Annotated in this window: 18 protein-coding genes; 4 read left to right on the top strand and 14 right to left on the bottom strand. The window is 67.7% G+C overall.

Annotated elements, in window-relative coordinates:
- The first annotated feature begins 2 nt into the window (after window positions 1-2).
- Both ACJH5R_RS04130 and ACJH5R_RS04125 read left to right on the top strand, forming a co-directional pair.
- The gene (locus tag ACJH5R_RS04130; RefSeq protein WP_406759153.1) at window positions 3-3,179 is read left to right on the top strand and encodes an ATP-binding protein; all 3,177 of its coding nucleotides are present in this window, start codon (window positions 3-5) and stop codon (window positions 3,177-3,179) included.
- A complete protein-coding gene (locus ACJH5R_RS04125) occupies window positions 3,176-5,254 on the top strand; it encodes an FAD-dependent oxidoreductase (RefSeq protein ID WP_406759154.1) in 2,079 nt (692 codons plus the stop codon). Before ACJH5R_RS04130 ends, ACJH5R_RS04125 begins: the two co-directional genes overlap by 4 nt.
- A gap of 2 nt (window positions 5,255-5,256) precedes the next feature.
- Here ACJH5R_RS04125 and ACJH5R_RS04120 read toward each other — a convergent pair whose 3' ends face one another.
- Window positions 5,257-5,955: a sensor domain-containing protein gene (locus ACJH5R_RS04120; protein WP_406759155.1), complete on the bottom strand. Its 699-nt coding sequence runs from the start codon at window positions 5,953-5,955 to the stop codon at window positions 5,257-5,259.
- A gap of 229 nt (window positions 5,956-6,184) precedes the next feature.
- On the opposite strand from ACJH5R_RS04120, the gene ACJH5R_RS04115 reads away from it, so the two are divergent.
- Window positions 6,185-6,910, top strand: a complete 726-nt coding sequence (locus ACJH5R_RS04115; RefSeq protein WP_406759156.1) for a DoxX family protein — start codon at window positions 6,185-6,187, stop codon at window positions 6,908-6,910.
- A gap of 4 nt (window positions 6,911-6,914) precedes the next feature.
- On the opposite strand, the gene ACJH5R_RS04110 is transcribed toward ACJH5R_RS04115, so the two are convergent.
- Genes ACJH5R_RS04110 through ACJH5R_RS04100 form a run of 3 tightly spaced genes read right to left on the bottom strand, consistent with a single transcriptional unit; the run spans window position 6,915 to window position 9,420 of the window.
- Window positions 6,915-8,141, bottom strand: a complete 1,227-nt coding sequence (locus ACJH5R_RS04110; protein ID WP_406759157.1) for a winged helix-turn-helix domain-containing protein — start codon at window positions 8,139-8,141, stop codon at window positions 6,915-6,917.
- Window positions 8,129-8,623 (bottom strand): dihydrofolate reductase, encoded by a 495-nt coding sequence (locus ACJH5R_RS04105; protein ID WP_406759158.1) that lies wholly within the window; start codon window positions 8,621-8,623, stop codon window positions 8,129-8,131. The genes ACJH5R_RS04110 and ACJH5R_RS04105 overlap by 13 nt, the downstream gene beginning before the upstream one ends.
- Window positions 8,620-9,420, bottom strand: a complete 801-nt coding sequence (locus tag ACJH5R_RS04100) for a thymidylate synthase (protein WP_406759159.1) — start codon at window positions 9,418-9,420, stop codon at window positions 8,620-8,622. The genes ACJH5R_RS04105 and ACJH5R_RS04100 overlap by 4 nt, the downstream gene beginning before the upstream one ends.
- Before the next feature lie 42 nt (window positions 9,421-9,462).
- On the opposite strand from ACJH5R_RS04100, the gene ACJH5R_RS04095 reads away from it, so the two are divergent.
- Window positions 9,463-10,203, top strand: a complete 741-nt coding sequence (locus ACJH5R_RS04095; RefSeq protein ID WP_406759160.1) for a dienelactone hydrolase family protein — start codon at window positions 9,463-9,465, stop codon at window positions 10,201-10,203.
- A gap of 68 nt (window positions 10,204-10,271) precedes the next feature.
- On the opposite strand, the gene ACJH5R_RS04090 is transcribed toward ACJH5R_RS04095, so the two are convergent.
- Genes ACJH5R_RS04090 through ACJH5R_RS04045 form a run of 10 tightly spaced genes read right to left on the bottom strand, consistent with a single transcriptional unit; the run spans window position 10,272 to window position 19,969 of the window.
- Complete coding sequence (locus tag ACJH5R_RS04090) at window positions 10,272-11,642, bottom strand: MFS transporter (protein WP_406781369.1); 1,371 nt, start codon at window positions 11,640-11,642, stop codon at window positions 10,272-10,274.
- Window positions 11,639-12,721, bottom strand: coding sequence for a phosphotransferase family protein (locus ACJH5R_RS04085; protein ID WP_406759162.1), 1,083 nt, complete (start codon window positions 12,719-12,721; stop codon window positions 11,639-11,641). The genes ACJH5R_RS04090 and ACJH5R_RS04085 overlap by 4 nt, the downstream gene beginning before the upstream one ends.
- A complete protein-coding gene (locus ACJH5R_RS04080) occupies window positions 12,666-13,442 on the bottom strand; it encodes an SDR family oxidoreductase (protein WP_406759163.1) in 777 nt (258 codons plus the stop codon). Before ACJH5R_RS04080 ends, ACJH5R_RS04085 begins: the two co-directional genes overlap by 56 nt.
- On the bottom strand, window positions 13,439-14,659 hold the full coding sequence (locus ACJH5R_RS04075; protein WP_406759164.1) for an acyl-CoA dehydrogenase family protein: 1,221 nt from the start codon (window positions 14,657-14,659) through the stop codon (window positions 13,439-13,441). The genes ACJH5R_RS04080 and ACJH5R_RS04075 overlap by 4 nt, the downstream gene beginning before the upstream one ends.
- 13 nt (window positions 14,660-14,672) lie before the next feature.
- The gene (locus ACJH5R_RS04070; RefSeq protein WP_406759165.1) at window positions 14,673-15,494 is read right to left on the bottom strand and encodes an SDR family oxidoreductase; all 822 of its coding nucleotides are present in this window, start codon (window positions 15,492-15,494) and stop codon (window positions 14,673-14,675) included.
- A 56-nt stretch (window positions 15,495-15,550) separates the two neighbouring features.
- Entirely contained in the window at window positions 15,551-16,207 is a 657-nt protein-coding gene (locus ACJH5R_RS04065) for a TetR/AcrR family transcriptional regulator (protein ID WP_406759166.1), read from the bottom strand.
- A 9-nt stretch (window positions 16,208-16,216) separates the two neighbouring features.
- A complete protein-coding gene (locus ACJH5R_RS04060) occupies window positions 16,217-17,464 on the bottom strand; it encodes a DNA recombination protein RmuC (protein WP_406759167.1) in 1,248 nt (415 codons plus the stop codon).
- A 37-nt stretch (window positions 17,465-17,501) separates the two neighbouring features.
- Window positions 17,502-19,034 (bottom strand): class I adenylate-forming enzyme family protein, encoded by a 1,533-nt coding sequence (locus ACJH5R_RS04055; protein ID WP_406781368.1) that lies wholly within the window; start codon window positions 19,032-19,034, stop codon window positions 17,502-17,504.
- 10 nt (window positions 19,035-19,044) lie between these two features.
- On the bottom strand, window positions 19,045-19,494 hold the full coding sequence (locus ACJH5R_RS04050) for a hypothetical protein (RefSeq protein ID WP_406781367.1): 450 nt from the start codon (window positions 19,492-19,494) through the stop codon (window positions 19,045-19,047).
- Window positions 19,495-19,540: 46 nt separating this feature from the next.
- Complete coding sequence (locus ACJH5R_RS04045; protein WP_406759170.1) at window positions 19,541-19,969, bottom strand: VOC family protein; 429 nt, start codon at window positions 19,967-19,969, stop codon at window positions 19,541-19,543.
- Window positions 19,970-20,170: the final 201 nt, after the last annotated feature.

The following is a 20,170-nucleotide window of genomic DNA, read 5'->3' as shown; positions in this document are numbered from 1 at the left end:
CCATGTCCGATCCTCCGAGCACGATCGACGAATTGCTTGATCACGCGGTGCAAGCAATCAACACCGGCGACCGTATGACCGCCAGCGCCCTGGCCGAGCAGGTACTCACCATCGACGGGGACAATCAAGACGCCGAAGATCTGCTCGCTGCACCGGCCGTCGGCGGCGACGTACTTCGGCGGATGACAATACTTTTCGCAGATGTCGTGGACTCGACCGCATTGTCGACCCGTATCGACCCGGAGATCTACCGCACGGTGATCGGGCGCTACCGACAGCAGGTCACCAACGTCGTCGAGCGCTACGAGGGCCACATCTTCTCCACCAAGGGCGACGGACTGCTCGCGGTGTTCGGCCATCCCATAGCCCACGAGAACGACGTGCGACGAGCCGTCCAGGCCGGACTGGACATCACCCGGGAGATCGCGCAACTCAGCGATCGGGTGCGAACGCGATTCGGCTTCGACATCTCGGTGCGGGTGGGCGTCCACCGGGGGCTGGTGTATCTGGACGTCGCGCAAGACGACGTATACGGGCTGGGCGCCAACCTGACCGCCCGGGTCTCCGGCCTGGCGCCGCCGGGCTGCGTGGTCGTCTCCGGGGCGATCGCGCCACTGGTGTGCCACCACTTCGAACTCGAAGCCCGAGCAGCCCAACGCGTCAAAGGCATCGAGGAGCCGGTCGAACATTACCGAGTCGTCGAAGAACACCTCGGCCGGACGCGGGTTCCGACGCGGCCACTGATCGGCCGAGGACGCGAGCTGGCCCACCTGCAGGAGGCCTGGATTCAGGCTCAAAGCGGTGCACTGGCCGTTGCGGGGGTCTGCTTCAGCGGCGAGGCGGGTATGGGCAAGAGTCGATTGGCCGCGACGGCGGTCGACCTGGCCGAACAGTCCGGCAGGCCGGCCCTGGCGCTGATCGGATCACCGTTTCAGGCCGACGCGGGCCTCTACCCGATCCGCGCCCTGCTCGAGCAACGGTGCGGGATCGAGCGGACGACCGCCCAAGGCGCCCGGATGCGGTTACTGGAAGAAGAGTTGCAAGCACAGGGTTTTGAGCCTTCCGCCGCCGTCCCGCTATTGGCGCCGGTGTTGGGCATCGCGGCCGAGCATGGTTACCAACCAGTGCAGGCCGAGGGCACCAAGCTCTACCAGCAGATCATCGAGGCCATCGTCGGATATCTGCGTGCCTGTGTCGGATCCGGTCCGGCCGTGATCCTGGCCGAGGACCTGCAGTGGTTCGATGCCTCGACACTCGACGTCATCGCGGCGCTCCTCGGGGGCAACACCGGCACGCTGCTCGCGGTGCTCACCGCGCGCGACACGCGCCCCCTTCGCGCCATAGCGGCGCAGATCGAGGTGTTCGACCTCGCACCGTTGACCGCGCAGGAGACCGACCAGCTGGTCGCCGCGTTGGACCCGGCATTGTCCGGGGCCGAGCGGGCCGAAGTGCAGCGCCGCTGCGACGGTGTGCCGCTCTACATCGAGGAGGTCGTCGCCAAGTTCCACGAGCAACCCACCGACGCAGCAGGCTGGGCGCGCGCCCCCGACGCGCTCTACGAACCGCTCTTCTCACGGCTTCGGGCCAGCGACACCACCATTGAAGTGGTCGAGGCCGCCGCCACCATCGGCCGGGAGTTCGACCGCGCCATCTTGTCCAGTGTCGTCGAGATGAGCGAGTCCGGCCTGGACGAGGCCCTCCAGGCCCTGGCGGCCGCGCGCGTCTTCCTCCCCACGGCCAAGGAACGCTGGCGGTTTCGTCACGAATTGCTCCGTGAGGTCGCCTACGAGCTGCCACCGCCCAGCGTGCGCCGCACCCTGCACGGCCGTGCCGCCGACGCGATCGTCGCCGCCTCGGACAATCCGGACTGGCATCTGGTGGCGCTGCACTACGAACACGCGCAACGCTTCGACGCAGCCGCCGACGCCCACCGACGGGCAGCATCCGATGCCCGGCTTCGAGGCGCCATCAACGAAGCCCGCGCCAACCTGACCCGCGCCATCATCCAGATCGAACGGGCGACACCAGCCCCGGCCCGTGACGGATGCGAGACCAACCTTCGCCTTGAGCGAGCATTCCTCACCACCGCAGTGAACGGGCCCCTGTACCCGGAGGTCTCCGCCGACCTCGAACGTTGCCTGCAGCTGGCCAACACCAGTCTGCGCGAAGAGGACCGCTCGGCGACCCTGGCCACCCTCTGGGCCTACTACCTGACGAGGGGGGACCTGCACCGATGCCTGCAACTCGCCAAGTCGAGTCGGTTGGCCGGCCAGAGCTGGTTTCGCTCCGCGTTCGGCACGGCCGCGTTGTTCGGCGGAGAATTCAACGACGCACGCACGGCGCTCGAACTGGTCGCAGCGGTGCTCGCCACTACCAACATCGACTACGAATCGGTGTATTACATTCCCTGCGACCCGATCACGTCGGTGCACACCCATTTGGCGCTGACCCGCTTCGTCCAAGGTGATCTCGCCGGTGCCGAAGACCAGCTGGCCGCGACCGTCCGTCGGGTGGCCGGCCTCGGCTTCCCCCAGGGGCCCTTCAGCCTTGGCTACCAACGGTTCTACCAAATCTGGATGTCCATCGAGACCGGCAAACTGGACCTCGCCACCGATGTCGCCGACGAATCCGCGGTACAGGTGGAACGGCACGGCTTCGAGTACGCGGCAATGCTGGTTTCCATTCAACGGGCCACCATCCGAGCCGTGTCGGCACTATCGGCCGGCGACGAACATCCGGCCGCGTTGCAGCCGCATATCGACGAGATGGCAAGGATCGTCGACCAATTCGGCGAGACCAAGTGGAACATCTTCGCGAGCTTTTACCACGCGGTGCTCGTCCGGCTGCTGCTCGCCGCCGGCCGGACCGACGCGGCCCGCGAACGCCTGGCCGCGGCACTGCAGGCGGCCGACGACACCGGCGTGAACTTCTACCGCGCGGAACTGTTTCGGTTGCGCGCGCGGACCCTCGACGACGCCGATGCGCGCGAAGCGGACCTGCGCACGGCAATCGCGACCGCGCACGAACAGGGCGCCTTGATTTTCGAGTTGCGTGCCGCGGTGGACAACGTCGAACTGCGCGGCGAAACCGCAACGAGCACACTGCGAGACGCGATCAACCGGTTTCCGGCCGACAGCGACTGGCCGGAACTGCGCCGGGCGCGGGCGCTGCTCAGGTGAGTAGAGCCGGAGGCCGCGTCGCCATCCTGGGCGGCGGCATGGCCGGACTGAGCGCCGCGTGGCGGCTGAGCGAACCGGGTTGGCGTGATCGCTTCGACTCCATCACGGTCTACCAGCGCGGCTGGCGACTCGGCGGAAAGGCCGCATCCAGCCGAGGCCCGCACGGACGTGTGGAGGAACATGGGCTACACGTCTGGCTGGGTTGCTACCAGAACGCCTTCCGGCTGCTTCGCGAGTGCTACGCCGAACTCGACCGGGCCACAACCGATCCGACGGCACCACTGGCCACCTGGGACCAGGCGTTGATTCCGGCGGACAATGTCGCGGTCGCCGATGAGTTCGGCGGCCACTGGCTGACCTGGCTGGCCACCTTCACCGGCAACGACGGCCTGCCCGGCGAGGCGGACAGTACCGGGCGCGAGATGACGGTGGTGGAATTCACCCGCCGTGCAGTGCAACTGGTCTGTGATTTCGCCGAATCGCAGCGCGGTACCGCGTGGCTCGGATTTGCCCTGACCACCTCCCCCGATCCACCGCGAACCGCGCGATTGAGCGAGACGGTCGTCGACGCAGCACTCGCCGTACTGGCCGTACTGGCCGAACCTCGGTCGGCGCAGGCCACCGTCCCGCGGCTGGTCGACGACGCCCTGGCGGCGGTGCGCACGGCACTCGACTACGACCACCGGCCCGACCACAAGCGGTACTGGCTGCTGCTGTCGATGATGACCGCGGTGATCCGCGGCATCCTGGCCGACAATCTGGTCACCGATCCACGGGGCTTCCGGTCGATCAACGACGAAGACTTCATCGCCTGGCTGTTACGCCATGGGGCACATCCCGACGTCGGCGATTTCGCGCTGGTCCGAGGGCTGTACGACCTTGTCTTCGGCTATGCCGACGCTGACCCTGACCGGCCGTCGTTCGGGGCCGGACTGGCCATCTTGATGACCGGTTCGGCGCTCTTCAGCCACCAAGGCGCGATCTTCTGGAAAATGACCGCCGGAATGGGCGATGTCGTCATCGCACCGCTGTACCAGGCGTTGCGGCAACGCGGCGTCGAGTTCGAGTTCTTCCACCGCCTCGAGGCGCTGCACCTCGATGACCGGCGGCAGTCGGTCGATGCGATCACACTTGCCCGGCAGGTGCGCCTCTCCGACGGCCGCACCCACTATGAGCCGCTGACGACGGTGCGCGGCCTGCCGGTATTTCCCAGCAGCCCGTTGACCGCCCAACTCGCCGCACCCGATCGGATCCCCCACGGTGGTTGGCATGCGCTGGAAACGCATTGGTCAGAGCACACCGACGCCGAGACCCGGGTGCTACGCCGGGGAGTCGACTTCGACCACGTCGTATTGGCCGTGTCCCTGGGCATGTTGCCGGTGGTCGCCGCCGAACTGGTCGAAGACCGGCCGGAGTGGCGTCGGATGACCGCGGAGGTGCGCACCGTCGCGACCCAGGCCTTTCAGATCTGGTTGCGCCCCAACGAACCCGAGCTGGGCTGGAACGATCCGGGGGTGACGCTCAGCGCTTATCTGCCCCCGTTCGAGACCTGGGCATCCATGCCGCAGACGCTGTGGGCCGAGGACTGGCCCGAGCACGATCGGCCCGGTACGGTGGCCTACTTCTGTGGCACCTTGGACGCGGCGTGGCCCACCGACGAAGTCGGCTCCGGCTATCTGCAGCGACACCAGCGGCGGGTCCACGAGCAGGTCGTCGACCACCTCGATCATCACCTGTACCGGTTCCTTCCCGCCGCCGTCAGCGAGGCGGGGTTCAACTGGCACCTGCTCAGTGGTGTCCACGGCGAACGCGGCAGCGCGGCGCTGAACACCCAGCACGTCAGCGTCAACGTCGATCCCTCCGACCGGTACGTGCAGTCCATCCCCGGCACCGACCGCTACCGACTGCGCGCCGACGAAAGCGGTTACGACAACGTGGTTCTGGCCGGCGATTGGACCGATTCCGGAATCAACGCCGGGTGTATCGAGGCAGCGGTCATGTCGGGCCTGCAAGCCGCGAATGCCGTGGCGGGGCGGCACCGATTCCACCGCATTCGCGGCTGGTATCTGCCCTGAACTCAGCTGTTCGGCACTTTCGCAGCGATCTGCCCGGCGATGACCACCGCGGTGTCCCTGGGGTCCGCGCTGCAGGTGTTGACGTCGATCACCACGTTGTTGGCCACGGTCAACGCCCGCCCGCAGGCCCAACTCACGTCGTTGCCCGCATTGTCTTGGGTCGCGACGGTGCTCAGCATGCCGTCGGCGTTGACGATCGGTCCCGCGGTCCACGTCGTGCCGCTCTGCAGATGGCTGTACTCGTGGCAGGCCGGCCATTGTCGGGCCGCATTGGCGACAAAGGCGGCGGCCCGCTTGGCCGACGGGAACGCGATGACGGCCTGTTCGGCGAAGTGCTCGAAATCGTTACCCTCACTGAGCGCCTGCTCCCGCACCCCGGTGTAGCCACTGTCGGCGTATACCGGCGCCTGGGCCGCACCGTCGATGGCCAGGCACTCCTGAGGTTGCATGGTGGCGCTGTCGTCCGACAGGGCGGTATGGGTACGGGTGACGGCCATATCGGTCGCCTCCATGATCGGGTTGACCTGCTCGGGGGTGAGCAACAGGGCGCGCAGGGCCTCCTCGGCGACCGGCGCAGCCATGATGGTGGTGGTGGGCACCGCCGATGGGGTGCTCGGCAGGACCTTGAGGCCGTGAGTTCCGCATCCGGAGGCCAGCGCGGCCCCCGCGACGACAAGCACCCATGCAGAAGAAACCCGCATACCATCACCCCGACATCCCCGACCCGGATCGGCGCGCCAGTCATCAGCGTCGCCGATCAGCTCCCGTTCGCCACCCTAGCGCCGTCCGGGCAGCTTCGCCGGTGCCGATCGATACCCCGGCAATCGACGTTTACGTTGTAAGCCTCGATGGGTAGTCCCGCACCAAGGGAGCTGCGGATCAGGCATGCGATCGTGCCGGCCGGCAATCCCACCGGCGATAGGGGACCCAGTGTTGCTACGGAAGATCGCCCGTCCACTGCTGGCGGCAACGTTTATCGGTCAAGGCGTGGATGCATTGCGCCGACCGCAGCAGGCCGGGCAAGCGGCCCGTCCGGCGTTCGACGGCCTCAAGCAGCTACCCGACGAGATAGCGGCGAAGGTGCCGTCCGACGTCGAGTCGTTCGCCAAAGTCAACGCGCTGGCGCAGATCGGCGGTGGCGTCTTGCTGGCAAGTGGCAAACTGCCCCGGGTTGCGGCTGCGGTGCTGGCGTGCACGGTCATTCCCGGTAGCGCCGGGGCGCACATGTTCTGGACCGAGCCCGACCCGCAACGCAGGACCGAACAACGCAAAGCGTTCTTGACCGACGTGAGTCTGATCGGCGGATTGTTGATCGCCGCCGCCGACACCGAGGGAAAGCCTTCGCTGGGCTGGCAGGCCCGTCGCGCCTATCGCCGTGCAGCCGCGGCCCTGCCCACGACATCCGGTGATGCCGCGCTGGAGACAGTCGGCGACAAGGTGAGCGCGGGCCTGCAGGCCGGCGTGGAACACGGCCGCGAACTGGTCGAGATGGTGGGAGAAAGGGCCGGACCGCTACTGGAGTCGGCCGGCGAACGGGGAGCACAACTCGCGGACATCGCCGCCGACCGCGGAACCGAGCTGGCGCAGGCGGCCCGCGAAGGCGCGACCACACTTGCGGACAACGCCCGCCGCCGCATTCGTCAACACCACTGGTAGACCGTTACGCGGATCCGGCGAGCACCCGTCGGCGCAGTTCGGCCGCCAGATCCCCGCGCTCCCCCACACTGACCCGACTGAGCCCGAGCCAGGACGCCATCGAGGTGAGTTCACCGACGAGCGCCTTGGCCACCCGTGCGCGTGACTGCCCCGCTTCGGCGAACGCCCCGACTACGTGCAGCGCACCCTGTTGCCGATCGGCCTTGAGATCCACCCGGCCGACCAGCTCCCCGTCCAGCAGGAACGGCCACACGTAGTAGCCGTACTGGCGTTTGGGCGCCGGGGTATAGATCTCGATGCGGTAAAAGAAGTCGAACAGACGCTGCACCCGCGGCCGAAAGAAGATCAGTGGATCGAACGGGCAGAGCAGCGCGGTGCCCCGATCGGTTCGCGGAATCGACTGCCCGGCACGCAGATAGGCCGCCGCGTCCCAGCCTTCGACGGCCACCGGTTCCAACTCGCCGGCTGCCACCAACGTCGCGATCGCCGGTTTGACCTGGGCCGCTGAGAGCCGGAAGTAGTCACGCAGGTCGGCCTCGGTGGCCACCCCCAGGGCGCCGGCGGCGCGGCGGACCAGCTCGCGGATCGCCTCCTCGTCATCGACCTCGACAGCCAGCACCTGCGGTGGCAGCACGTTCTCCACCAGGTCGTAGTGCCGGGCGAACCCGGCCCGGGTGGCGGTGGTCAGCACGCCCGAGGCGAACAGCGCCTCAGCCACCCATTTGGTGTCACTGCGATTCCACCACGGCCCCTTACCTGCCCGCCCGGATGCGGCTGCCAGGTGCTCTTCGATCTGGCCGGCGGTCGCCGGACCCAGTTCGCCGACCGCGGCGGTGACGCCGGTGACCAGCTGCGGATTGGCCCGCACGATGGCCGAACCCCACCGGCCGTGGGGCCACTGCCGCATCCGCCAGCGCAGCAGCGGCCAGTCCTCGACGGCCATCAGCGCCGCCTCGTGCGCCCAGTACTCGACCAACAGCCGTGGCGACCGGGCGCTGTGGCTCCACGCGGCTCGATCCAGCACGGTGCGGTCGTAGGGCCCGAGCCGGCTGAACACCGGCGCGTAGTGGGCGCGTACCGCCACCGAGACGGAGTCGAGCTGCAGTACTTGAATGCGGGAGATCAGCCGCTTCAGGTGGGCCCTGGTGACTGCGGCAGAGGGTTTGGGTTCCGTGAAACCCTGTGCGGCAACGGCGATCCGGCGCGCCTGCGCGGCAGCTAAGACTGGCACGAAGTCCGGTGGTAGGTCAGATAGCGGTAGCGCAGTCCGGTTCGGCTGGTCAGCCACTCCCCCGTGCTGGCCTGCCAGGACTGGTCAAGCACCGGCGCCACGGCGTCACCGTCCTGCACCGGCAGGTCGATATCGATCTCGGTGACTTCACAGTGGCCGGCCAGCGGCAGCGCCAGTGCGTAGATCTCCGCGCCGCCGACCACCCAGATGTCGTCGCCCGCCAAGGCCTGCTCCAAGGTCGGCACGACGGTGGCGCCGTCGGCGACATAATCCGAGTCTCGGGTGAGCACGACATTGTGCCGATCCGGCAAGGGCCGGACTTTGTCGGGCAGCGACTCCCAGGTCAGCCGCCCCATCACCACGGTGTGGCCCACGGTGAGCTGCTTGTAGCGGGCCTGGTCCTCGGGCACCCGCCAGGGAATGCCGCCGGCACGGCCGATCACCCCGGACTTCGATTGAGCCCAGATCAGACTGATCGTCATACCGCCACGGGCGCCTTGATCGCCGGGTGCGGGTCGTAGTCCCGGATCTCGATGTCGGCGTAGGTGTAGTCGAAGATCGAGTCACGCGGCGCCAGAACCAATTGCGGATACGGACGCGGATCGCGGCTCAGTTGTTCGCTGACCTGCTCGACATGATTGTCGTAGATGTGGCAGTCGCCGCCGGTCCAGATGAAGTCGCCGACGCCGAGCCCGGCCTGCGCGGCCATCATGTGGGTCAGCAGCGCATAGCTGGCGATGTTGAACGGCACACCGAGGAACAGGTCCGCGCTGCGCTGATAGAGCTGGCAGGACAGCTTGCCGTCGGCAACGTAGAACTGGAACAGCGCGTGACAGGGGGCCAGCGCCATCTGGCCGATCTCGCCGACGTTCCATGCCGAAACGATGATGCGGCGCGAATCCGGGTCGGTGCGCAGCAGGTGCAGCGCAGCCGAGATCTGGTCTACCTGCTCACCCGACGGAGTCGGCCAAGAGCGCCACTGCACACCGTAGACCGGACCGAGATCTCCTGTCTCGGAAGCCCATTCATCCCAAATGGTGACGCCGTGGTCGTTCAGCCAAGCGATGTTGGAGTCACCGCGCAGAAACCACAGCAGCTCGTAGATCACCGACTTGAGGTGCACCTTCTTGGTGGTGATCAGCGGGAATCCAGCGGCCAGGTCATAGCGCAACTGGTGACCGAACAGGCTGCGGGTTCCGGTACCGGTGCGGTCTGCCTTCGGGGTTCCCTCGGCCAAAACCAGCCGCAACAGGTCCTCGTACGGAGTCGCGATCGGCACGCCGCCAGCTTACGACGTTGACAGCGGAGTACAACGGAGGCCATGCCCACCATCACCGACACCATCACCACGCCCGACGGCGACTGCGCCGTTCGCCTGTTCACTCCGGAGGGCGCCGGGCCCTGGCCGGGCGTGGTCATGTACCCCGACGCCGGCGGGGTCCGGGCGACCTTCGACCAGATGGCCGCCGAGTTGGCGAGCTATGGCTACGCCGTGCTGCTTCCCGATGTGTACTACCGGCACCGCGGTTGGGCGCCGTTCGACATGGCGACGGTGTTCGCCGACGCCAAGGAGCGCGGTCGGCTGTTTTCGATGATCGGCGAGGTGACCCCGGACCGGATGACCACCGACGCCCAGGCGTTCTTCGACTATCTGGCCGGCCGGCCCGACGTACGCGGGGCGAAGTTCGGGGTGTGCGGCTACTGCATGGGCGGACGCACATCGGTGATCGTCGCCGGACGCGTGCCCGACCGGGTGGCAGCGGCGGCGTCGTTCCACGGCGGCGGTCTGGTCACCGACGCTCCCGACAGCCCCCACCTGTTGGCCGATCAGATGACGGCCACCGTCTATGTGGCAGGTGCCGAGAACGACGCCTCGTTCACCAAGGCGCATGCCGCAGCCCTGGACGAGGCGCTGAGCGCCGCGGGCGTCACGCACACCGTCGAGTTCTATCCGGCCGCGCACGGCTTCGCGGTGCCCGACAACGCGCCCTATGACGCCGACGCCGCGGCCCGGCACTGGGCGGCGATGCGGGACGTGTTCGGCGGCGCACTCGGCGGTTAGCGAGGCTCGACGAAGGAGAGGCGAAGCTGGACCGCCGAACCAGGCCCGCGGTTAGCGAGGCTCGACGGTTAGACGTCGACGAGCTCGGCGTCCTTGGTCTCGTGCATCGCCAGCAGGGCCACGAACGAGCACGCGGCCGCGATCGACAGGTAGCCGCCCACCCAGGCCACACCGTGGCTGGTGGCCAGCCAGGTGGTGATGAACGGCGCCACCGCCGCCCCCAGAATGCTCGCCGCGTTGTAGGCGACACCTGAACCGGTGTAGCGGACATTGGTCGGGAACAGTTCGGGCAAGACCGCACTCATCGGACCGAATGCCAAGCCCATCAAGGTCATCCCGATGATCAGGAACGCCAGCATCACGCCGGTGGAGGCGGTCGGGGCGAGGAACGCGCCGAAGGTGGTTCCGTACACCATGATTCCGGCGGTGAAGAACAGCAGCAGCGGGCGCCGGCCGAAGTGGTCGGCCAGCCTGCCGACGATCGGGAGCACCGCCACGAAGAACAGCACGGCGATCAGTTGCAGCCCGAGGAACTCGGCGTAGCCGTAGCCCAGCCCGATGCCCTCGGGTGGACGCTTGGCGGTGCCGTAGCTCAGGATCCACGTCGTCACGGTGTAGAAGAGCGTGTAGGGCACCACCATCACCAGCGTGCCGATGACCAGCCGGCGCCAGCTGCCCCGCAGGAGCGCGGCGATCGGCGCGTTCACCGGCGCACCGGTGGCCTTGGCCTGCGCGAAGACCGGGGTTTCGGTGAGCCGCAGCCGGACATACAGCCCGACGGCCACCATGACGGCGCTCAGCAGGAACGGAATCCGCCAGCCCCAGGTGAGAAATGGCCCGGTTTCGTCCGCGCCGGCGGTGGCCGATCCCAACCAGGTGAACAGCACCAGGAAGATCGTGGTGGCCAGCAGATAGCCCATCGGCGCACCCAGTTGCGGCCAGATTCCCGCGGTCGCCCGGCGGCCCGGTTTGGCGGTTTCGGTGGCCAGCAGCGCAGCACCGCTCCATTCGCCGCCGAGCGCCAAGCCCTGGCAGAACCGCAGGGCGGCCAGTAGCACCGGGGCGAGCAGACCGATGTGGTGGTAGGTGGGCAGCACACCGATCAGGAACGTGGCGACACCCATGAGCAGCAAGGAGGCGACCAGGGTGGATTTGCGGCCCAGCCGATCACCGAAGTGACCGAACAGGATCGACCCCACCGGTCGGGCCACGAACGCCAAGCCGAACGTCGCCAGCGAGGCCAACAGCGCCGCAGTGGGATTGCCCTTCGGGAAGAACAGGTGCGGGAAGACGGTGACCGCGGCGGCCGCATAGACGTAGAAGTCGTAGAACTCGATCGTGGTGCCGACCATCGCCGCCATCGCTATCCGCCGGCGCGGAACACCGCCGACGAGGTCGGCCCCGCCGGCGGCGGCGCCGGCGCGATACGACGTGCTCACCTGGCGATACCCGCCTCGTCGGCGACCTCACGCGCCTTGTCCACCAAGGCGTCGATCCACGCGGTGATCGGAGTGCCGGCGGCGGCCTTGTTCGCCGGGTTGTCGAGCACCCGCCGCACGATGCCCTCGGCGATGATCGCGACCTTCCACAGGCCCAGCGCATGCCAGTACTGCAGCGACGCCGCGTCGCGCCCGGTCTCTTCCAGGTAGACCCGGGCCAGCTCCGCCCGGTCCGGAAAGCCCTCCAGGGTGCTGATGACGAACTCTCCGGCGATGTGCTCTTCGCCGACCTGCGGCCAATACGCCAGCAGGCTGCCCATGTCGGCCAGCGGGTCGCCGAGGGTGGACAGTTCCCAGTCCAGCACTGCGATCACCTCACCGCTCTCGGGTGAGGTGATCACGTTGCGCAGGTGGAAGTCGCCGTGCACCAGCGTGAGCTCCTGCTGCGGCGGCACGGCATCGGTCAGACGCCGGGTCAGGTCATCGAGTGCGGGCAGCTCGCGTGTCTTGGACTTCTCCCACTGCCCGGTCCACCGCTTGAGCTGACGCTGGGCGTATGGCTTGTGGCTGGCCAGATCATCCAGGCCCACCGCGGTGATGTCGACGGCATGAATCTTGGCCAGCGTCTTGGGCATCGACAGCCCGATCTGTCGGCGCCGCTGGGGAGAAAGCGCCTGTGCCACCGACATCCGGTCTGCCACCACGCCGTCGACGAACTCCATCAGTAGCAGCGGCGTGCCTTCGGGATCGCGGGCCAGCCCGTACACCTTCGGTGTGGGGACGTCGGTGTCGCCGAGCGCTGCGAGGATCCGCGCTTCCCGGGCCACATCGTGGGCCGAGGCCAGCAACGTTCCCAGCGGCGGCCGCCGCAGCACCCAGCTGTGACCGGCGTCGTCGGACACCCGGTAGGTCAGGTTCGACTGGCCGATTCCGATCCGCTCGAAGCTCAGCGGTCCGGCAACGGGCAGGCCCAGTTCGGTGATCCACGCGGTCGCGGCCGCCGGGTCGATGCCCAGCGGCTCGTCAGCCACCGAAACCGCCCCGGAATCCGGTTGCGTCACCGAGGATCTGGCCGCCATCCATCACCAGGGTCTGCCCGGTGATCCAGCTCGCCGCATCGGATGCCAGGAACAGCACCGCGTCGGCCACGTCGACCGGCTCGCCGATCCGGCCCAGCGGTATGCCGGTCGACAACCCCTGCTCGTGTTCCTTCCACAGCACCTCGGCCAGCTTGGTGCGCACCACGCCCGGGCAGATCGCGTTGACCCGGATCCCCGGGGACAGTTCCAGCGCAAGCTGTTTGGTGACATGGATCAGCGCCGCCTTGGTGGCGTTGTACATGCCCATCAGCGGCGCGTAACTCATCCCGCCGATGGAAGCCGTGTTCACCACCACGCCGCCGTGATCGCCCATCCATGCTTTGACCACGCAGGACGTCCACAGCAGCGGCCCCCACAGGTTGACATCGAAGATCTTGGCGAACCGGGCGTGGTCCTGGTCGATCAGCGGTCCGAACGCCGGATTGGTGCCGGCGTTGTTGACCAGGATGTCGATGCTGCCGAACCGTTCCAGGGTGGCGTCCACGCAGCGCTGGGCGGCCGCGTCGTCGGCGACGTGGGCGGCCACGCCCAGCGCGTTGCCGTTGACCTGGGCCGCCGCCGCGTCGGCACTTTCCTGGTCGCGTGAGGTCAGGACCACGTTGGCGCCCGCTTCGGCCAGCCGCTGCCCGATCGCCAGCCCGATCCCCCGCGACCCGCCGGTGATGATCGCGGTGCGCCCCGCGAAATCGTGTGTCGTCATCGGGCGTCCTCGCGGTACTTGCGCAGTTCCTGGCGCGCGATGGCGCGCATGTGTACCTCGTCGGGGCCGTCGGCGAGCCGCAGGGTGCGCAGGTGGGCCCAGAAGCCCGCCAGTGGGAAATCCTCGGTGACCCCACCGGCGCCGTGCACCTGGATGGCCCGGTCAACAATCTTGAGCGCGATGTTGGGCGCTGCCACCTTGATCGCCGCGATCTCGACCTGCGCCGCCTTGTTGCCGACGGTGTCCATCAGGTAGGCGGTCTTGAGTGTCAGCAGCCGGATCATCTCGATGTCGATGCGTGCCTCGGCGATCCAGTCGCGGATGTTGGCGTTGTCCGAGACCGGCCGACCGAAGGCGACCCGGGACTGTGCGCGCTTGCACAGCAGCTCCAGGGCCCGCTCGGCCATGCCGATGGCCCGCATGCAGTGATGGATGCGACCGGGACCGAGCCGGGCCTGGGCGATCGCGAACCCCTCACCCTCGCCCTTGAGCACGTCCTTGGCGGGCACTCGTACGTCTTTGAAGTCGATCTCGGCGTGGCCCTCGCGGTCCTGGTAGCCGAAGACCGGCAGCCCGCGCATGATGGTGACGCCCGGGGCGTCGATGGGGACCACCATCATCGACTGCTGACGGTGGGTGGCGGTGTTCGGGTCGGTCTTGCCCATCACGATCATCACCTTGCAGTTCTGGTGCAAAGCGTTGGAGGCGAACCATTTCCGGCCGTTCAGCACATAGCCGTCACCGTCGCGCACCATCGACAGCTGCACGTTGGTGGCGTCCGAGCTGGCCACCTGCGGCTCAGTCATCGCGAAGGCCGACCGGATGGTGCCCTCCAGCAACGGTCTGAGGTATTTCTCCTTGTGTTCGTCGCTGCCGAACAGCGTGAACACTTCCATGTTGCCGGTGTCGGGGGCGTTGCAGTTGGTCGCTTCCGGAGCCAGGTGCGGAACGCGGCCCATGATCTCGGCCAGCGGCGCGTATTCGAGGTTGGTCAGGCCGGGCCCCCATTCCGGATGGGGATGAAACAGGTTCCACAGGCCGCGTTTACGCGCCTCTGCCTTGAGCTCCTCCAGGATCGGGGGCTGAAAGTGCGGGTTGCCGGATTCGACCATCTGCGTCTCGTAGACCGCCTCGGCCGGGTAGACGCAGTCGTCCATGAACGCCAGCAGATCGGTCTGGTATTTGGTTGCGCGCTCGGACATTTCAAACAGGGACATACAGGCTCCTCACCTAGGACACTTCTGAGTCGAGCAGGCCGCGCTGGTAGCGGCGCATGCCGCGCAGCCAGCGGTCGTAGTCGCCCGCCTTGTGCCGGAACATCTCCAGCACCGCCGGGTGCGGCAGGATCAGGAAGCGCTCGTCGTCGATGGCGGCGAGCACCTGGGCGGCGACGTCGGCGGGCTCCAGCACTTCGCCGGCGGTGGTGACCGCGCGGGTGGCCAGATCGCCCAGCGGATCGCCGGATTCTTCACCGGCATAGAGCAACTTGGTGTTGACGCCCATCGGGCACAGGCAGCTGACCCGCACGCCCTGATCGCCGTAGGTGATGTTGAGCCATTCGGCGAACCCGACGGCCGCGTGCTTGGTGACCGAGTAGGTGGCGGCGCCGAGTTGGGTGAGCAGTCCGGCAGCAGACGCGGTCGAGACGAAATATCCCTCCCCGCGGCTCACCCAGTCGGGAATCAGCAGCTGGGCAGCGCGGATGTGCGAGCGCAGATTGACGTCGATGGCCAGGTCCCAGTCGGCCTCGCCGGGCAGGCCGGGGGCACCGGTGATCCCCGCGTTGGCGAAGTAGAAATCGACCGGGCCGTAGCGCTCCTGCGCCAACGCGATCAATTCCCGGACGGTCTCGGTGTCAGAAACGTCGCCGCCGCGACCGACCGCGGCGCCGGGATGCGCGGCGTTGATCGCCTCGGCCACCGCCGCCGCGGCCTCCGCGTCGAGGTCGGCCACCACCACTTTGGCGCCGGCGCCGGCCAGCGCCGCGGCCAGTGCTCCACCGATGCCGCCACCGCCGCCGGTGACGATCGCGACCCGCTCGGCAACCTTCATGTGCAACGTCCCCGTTCTTCAGTGCGCAACAGCTGTGACATTAGTTGAACCCGATTTCATGTTCGATTGTTGGCGGTGCGGAACTGCAGGGCGTTGGCCCACAGCCGGGTCACCGTGGCGACCAGGGTCTCGAAGTCGGCGCCCGAGCCGTGCGCGGCCTCCTCACCCACGAAGGTGCCGTACGCGAGCCTGCTGACCATTCCCGACAGCGCCCGCGATGCCAGGAGCGGATCGACGTCAGCGCCGGCAATGCCCCGCGCCTGCAGATCGGCGATGCCGGCGGCGTTGCGTTGGACGAATGCGTCGGCTCGTCGGGCACGGAAAGCACGAAACTTCGGATCGATCTGGGCCACCTGTTCGAGCAGGCCCATCAGCTGGGCGTTGCGCCGATACGCCTCCAAGTAGGCGCGATTGCTCGCTTCCAGCACGGCATACGGGTCGTCGGAATCGCTGACCCGGCCCATGCCGGGATGCATCATGTCCTGCTGGGCCTGCTCGAGGACCGCGGCGAAGATCTCCTCTTTGTTCGCGAAGTAGGTGTAGAACGACCCGGTGGCACACCCGGCGGCCTTGGTGATGTCGGTCAGCTTGGCGTCGAGGTAACCGTCACGCTCGAAGACCTTGCGGGCCGCGGCGACCAGTCCCGCCCGAGTGCGCGCCCCGCGTACCGTCGCCGGCAACTGGCGGACCTGGGCGGCCGGGACGGCATCCATCCGGGCAGACTAACTGAATTCGATGTCAACTTCACTGACTTCTTCGGCACCGATGCCGAGTTCACCCAACATGGCTTCGGCCTCCGATTCGGGCAGCGACTCCACCCCGCGCAGCCTGCGTTCGATCGCGCGGGTACGGACCCCCGCGGTGTCGATGGTGTTGCGGGCGGTGTCGAGTTGCTTGCGGGTCTTCTCCAGCACCGCCGCGAACTTTCCGAACTCGGTCTTGACCGCGCCCAGCACCTGCCAGACCTCACTGCTGCGCTGCTCGATCGCCAGGGTGCGAAAACCCATGCGCAGGCTGTTCAACAGCGCGGCCAGCGTGGTCGGGCCGGCCAGGGTGACGTTGTACTTGGCCTGAATCTGCTCGAACAGACCCGGCTGGCGCAGCACCTCGGCATACAGGCTCTCGGTGGCCAGGAACAGGATCCCGAAGTCCGTCGTGTGCGGTGGATCGAGGTACTTGTCACAGATGTCGCCGGCCTCGGCTTCAATCCGCCGAATCAGCGCCTGGCGCGCGGCGGCCTCCCCTGCGGCGTCGGCGTGTTCCTGCGCATCGAGCAGGCGCTCGAAGTCCTCACGCGGAAATTTGGCGTCGATCGGCAACAACACCTCGCGGGCGCCGGTGGGGCCCGGCAGGCGGATCGCGAATTCCACCCGAGCGTTCGAGCCCGGCACGGTGATGACGTTGCTGGCGTATTGCTCGGGTGTCAGCGTCTCGGCAAGCAGCGCCGCCAACTGCGTCTCGCCGAAGATGCCGCGAGTCTTGACGTTGGTCAGCACCCGCTTCAGATCACCCACCCCGGTGGCCAGCGTCTGCATCTCCCCCAGCCCCCGCTGCACCGCTTCCAATCGCTCGGAGATCTGCGTGAACGATTGCGCCAGCCGGGTTTCCAGCGTGGCCTGCAGCTTCTCGTCCACCGTGGCGCGCATCTTCTCCAGTTGCGAGGTGTTCTCGGTCTGCAGGCTCCGCAGCTGCCGATCCAGCGTGGCGCCCAGCTTGTCCTGCGTTCCCTGCAGGGTCGATCCGAAGCGGTGCAGGGTCAGCTGCCACTGGTGAAAGGCCTGGGCGAGTTCGGCCCGCCCGGCATGCTGCTCTTCGCGCAGGGTCCGCTCCACGCGCTCACTGTCGCCGCGCAACGCGGCAAGCTGCTCAGGCGAGAGCGGCCCACCGGCGGGGCGCATGAGCACCACCACCTGGAGGATCACCGCCAGCAACGCCAGTGAGGTGAGGAGGATCAGCAGTGCTGTGTCCATGTCGGCAAGGTAGCGCGCACCACCGACAACTCCGGAGTTACCGCAGCGGCGAGCCCCAACGCACCTGATCCCGCAGCTGCGCCTTGAGCAGCTTGCCGCTGGCCGTGCGGGGCAGCGCCCCGCTCACCACGGTGATGTACTGCGGCACCTTGAAGTCCGCCAACTGGCCGCGGCAATACTCCAGTACTGCCGCCACATCGATCTCGCCCTGGTCGCCGATCAGCACCGCGCCGACCTTCTCCCCCATCACCTCGTCGGGCACCGCGAGCACACACGCATCGGCGACGCCGGGAGCCGACAGCAGGGCGGCTTCCACCTCGACGCTGGAGACGTTCTCGCCGCCACGGTTGATGATGTCTTTGAGCCGGTCGATGATGTGCACCCGTCCGGCATCATCGACGCGCACCACATCGCCGGTGTGCAGCCAGCCGTCGATGATCGTCGCGGCGGTCGCCTCGGGCCGGTTCCAGTAGCCCCGCATCACATTCGCCCCGCGCACCACCAGTTCACCGGTGCCCGGATCGTCGCCGAGCGGGACGACGCCGATGTCTCCTGACGGCACGGCGTAGCCGACCGAGTCCGCGTGCGCCACCGCGTCGGAGTCCGGCAGCACGGTCATGAGCGAGGCGGTCTCGGTCATGCCATAGCCGTTGAACACCGTTGCCCCGCCGAATGCTTCGCGCAGCGAGCGCACCAGCGCGGGCGCCGTCGGCGCCCCGCCGTAGCCGACCCACCGCACCCCGCTCACGTCGACCTTGGCGAAGTCGGGATGCCGCAGCAGCAGCGCGTAGATCGCCGGCACCGTCACCATCGATGAGATCCGTTGCGCTGGAAGTGTTGCGATCAACTCGGGAAGAATCAGGGATCCCATGATGACCGCCGTGCCGCCGGTGTAGGCGGCGACCAGCAGTTGGGAGTTACAGCCCGTCACATGGAACAGCGGGACCGAGATCAGCGTGCGGTACTCCTCGCCCAAGGCCCGGGTCCGGCCCAAGGTTCGCATCATGTTCTCGGCGTTGGTCACAAACGCCTCGTGGGTGGTGGGCACTCCCTTGGGGCTGCCGGTGGTGCCGGAGGTGTAGAACAGTGCCGCGGTGTCGCCGGCTTCGAGGCCGTCCACCACATACGGTTGGCCGTCGGGCAGTGCGACCCCGGGCGCCAGGTCCACCCGAACCCCGGCATCGGTGAGCACGAAGTCGACTTCCGGTGCGGCCGAACGGGTATTGACGGCCACCGGTATTCCACCGGCCATCAACGTTCCCCAGAACGCCAGCACCCAGTCCAGTCCCGCCGGGTAGCGCAACGCGACCCGATCACCGCGCGCCAGACCGTCGGCCCGCAGCCCGCCGGCCACCCGCGAAGCCCGCTGCCACAACTGCCGGTAGGTCAGCCGGTCGCCCCCGAGTTCGACCACGGCCTCACCGTCGGGGCGCTGCTCGGCCTGCTCGGCCAGCACATCGAGCAGCGTCGCCGGCAACTGCTCGTAGTGCGCGACACCGCCACGGTCGCGGATCACCCCGGTCGCCGGAAAAGGGTTGTGGTGCCGGGCGATTTCGACGACGTGTGTCATGAGCAGCCTGTCATCGCCGGCGTCGCCAGTTGTGCGTCACCACCCGCAACGTCCCGCGCAGTGCATAGGCCGCGGACACCATGCACGCCAGGATCAGCACGATGAACATCGGCAGCCAATTGCCGCGGTCGTGGTTGATATGCCACCAGACGTAGGTGAACAGCACCGAGGACACGAAGAAGACCACGTCGCGCCAGTTGCCCTGATAGGAGAGCGCCGCGGCCCGCAGCGCCCTGGTTCGGTCGGAGGCGGCGACCAAGTCGTCGATGCGCTCGTCGATGGTGCGCTGCAAATCCGCGCGCCGTTGCGACTGCTCGGAGGGAAGCCGGTCGAGCAGATCGAGGTCCTGTTTGATCAGGGCGCGGACGTCCGGGCCTTTGAGCTGCCCGGCGGCCGCGGCGAACAGGGCTCCACCGAAGACCGGTGCCGCACCCAAAGCCATGCTCAACATAGAGGGCATCGTGGTGGGTGTTCCTTTCCCGTTACGTCCCGGCCACCCTACGACGTCAGCCCAGAATTACCGTGCCATCGGGCGCGATCCGCCAGCCCGGGTTGTGGGCGATCTCCCAGATCAGCCCGTTGGGGTCTTGGATGTGGGCGTGGAATACGCCGCCGAATTGGCCCGGTTGCGGCGGTTTGAGCACCGTGCCGCCCGCGACGGCCATGGCGTCGGCCAGCGCGATGACGGCGGCGGGACTGCCGACGTTGTGCGCCACGGTGACTCCGGAGACCCGGGAATGATCGCCGGGCAGCGCCAGGTCCTGGTTGAACTTGTCGGCGTCGAAAAAACCCAGCACCTGACCCGGCGCCGCCCGGTAGAAGACGATCTCGCCCTCGACGTCCAGTAGGGGCTGCCAGCCCAGCGCACCGTAAAAGTTCCTGGTCGCGTCCAGATCGGTTGCCGCGACGGTGACGAAGTGCACCTGTTGCTCCATGCGGCCGAGCCTAGAACGGCGGAGCATCGTGTCAGACCCCCTCGATAAAATCGCACGTATGTTCGAGACGGACGGGCTGGAGCCGGAGTCGTTGGCCGACGTCGACGACAAGGCCCTGGTAGCGGCGATCTCGGGGTGGGCCCGACTGGAGGCCGCCTCCGCTGCGCGCCGCCTGGCTGCCATCGGCGAACTGGTCGCTCG

This window comes from Mycobacterium sp. SMC-19, from assembly GCF_045310815.1.
GTDB lineage: Bacteria > Actinomycetota > Actinomycetes > Mycobacteriales > Mycobacteriaceae > Mycobacterium.
The sequence above is the reverse complement of the archived record's forward strand: the minus strand, read 5'-3'. Positions and strand labels throughout refer to the sequence as shown.

Bases quoted from the DNA above. Each gene is read 5' to 3' on its own strand.
- ACJH5R_RS04120 (WP_406759155.1), bottom strand. From the start codon at position 5,955: ATGCGGGTTTCTTCTGCATGGGTGCTTGTCGTCGCGGGGGCCGCGCTG.
- ACJH5R_RS04080 (WP_406759163.1), bottom strand. From the start codon at position 13,442: ATGACGACACACGATTTCGCGGGGCGCACCGCGATCATCACCGGCGGG.
- ACJH5R_RS04095 (WP_406759160.1), top strand. From the start codon at position 9,463: ATGCCCACCATCACCGACACCATCACCACGCCCGACGGCGACTGCGCC.
- ACJH5R_RS04060 (WP_406759167.1), bottom strand. From the start codon at position 17,464: ATGGACACAGCACTGCTGATCCTCCTCACCTCACTGGCGTTGCTGGCG.
- ACJH5R_RS04055 (WP_406781368.1), bottom strand. From the start codon at position 19,034: ATGACACACGTCGTCGAAATCGCCCGGCACCACAACCCTTTTCCGGCG.
- ACJH5R_RS04070 (WP_406759165.1), bottom strand. From the start codon at position 15,494: ATGAAGGTTGCCGAGCGGGTCGCGATCGTCACCGGCGGCGGTGGCGGC.
- ACJH5R_RS04130 (WP_406759153.1), top strand. From the start codon at position 3: ATGTCCGATCCTCCGAGCACGATCGACGAATTGCTTGATCACGCGGTG.
- ACJH5R_RS04075 (WP_406759164.1), bottom strand. From the start codon at position 14,659: ATGTCCCTGTTTGAAATGTCCGAGCGCGCAACCAAATACCAGACCGAT.
- ACJH5R_RS04050 (WP_406781367.1), bottom strand. From the start codon at position 19,494: ATGCCCTCTATGTTGAGCATGGCTTTGGGTGCGGCACCGGTCTTCGGT.
- ACJH5R_RS04105 (WP_406759158.1), bottom strand. From the start codon at position 8,623: ATGACGATCAGTCTGATCTGGGCTCAATCGAAGTCCGGGGTGATCGGC.
- ACJH5R_RS04065 (WP_406759166.1), bottom strand. From the start codon at position 16,207: ATGGATGCCGTCCCGGCCGCCCAGGTCCGCCAGTTGCCGGCGACGGTA.
- ACJH5R_RS04045 (WP_406759170.1), bottom strand. From the start codon at position 19,969: ATGGAGCAACAGGTGCACTTCGTCACCGTCGCGGCAACCGATCTGGAC.
- ACJH5R_RS04085 (WP_406759162.1), bottom strand. From the start codon at position 12,721: ATGGCGGCCAGATCCTCGGTGACGCAACCGGATTCCGGGGCGGTTTCG.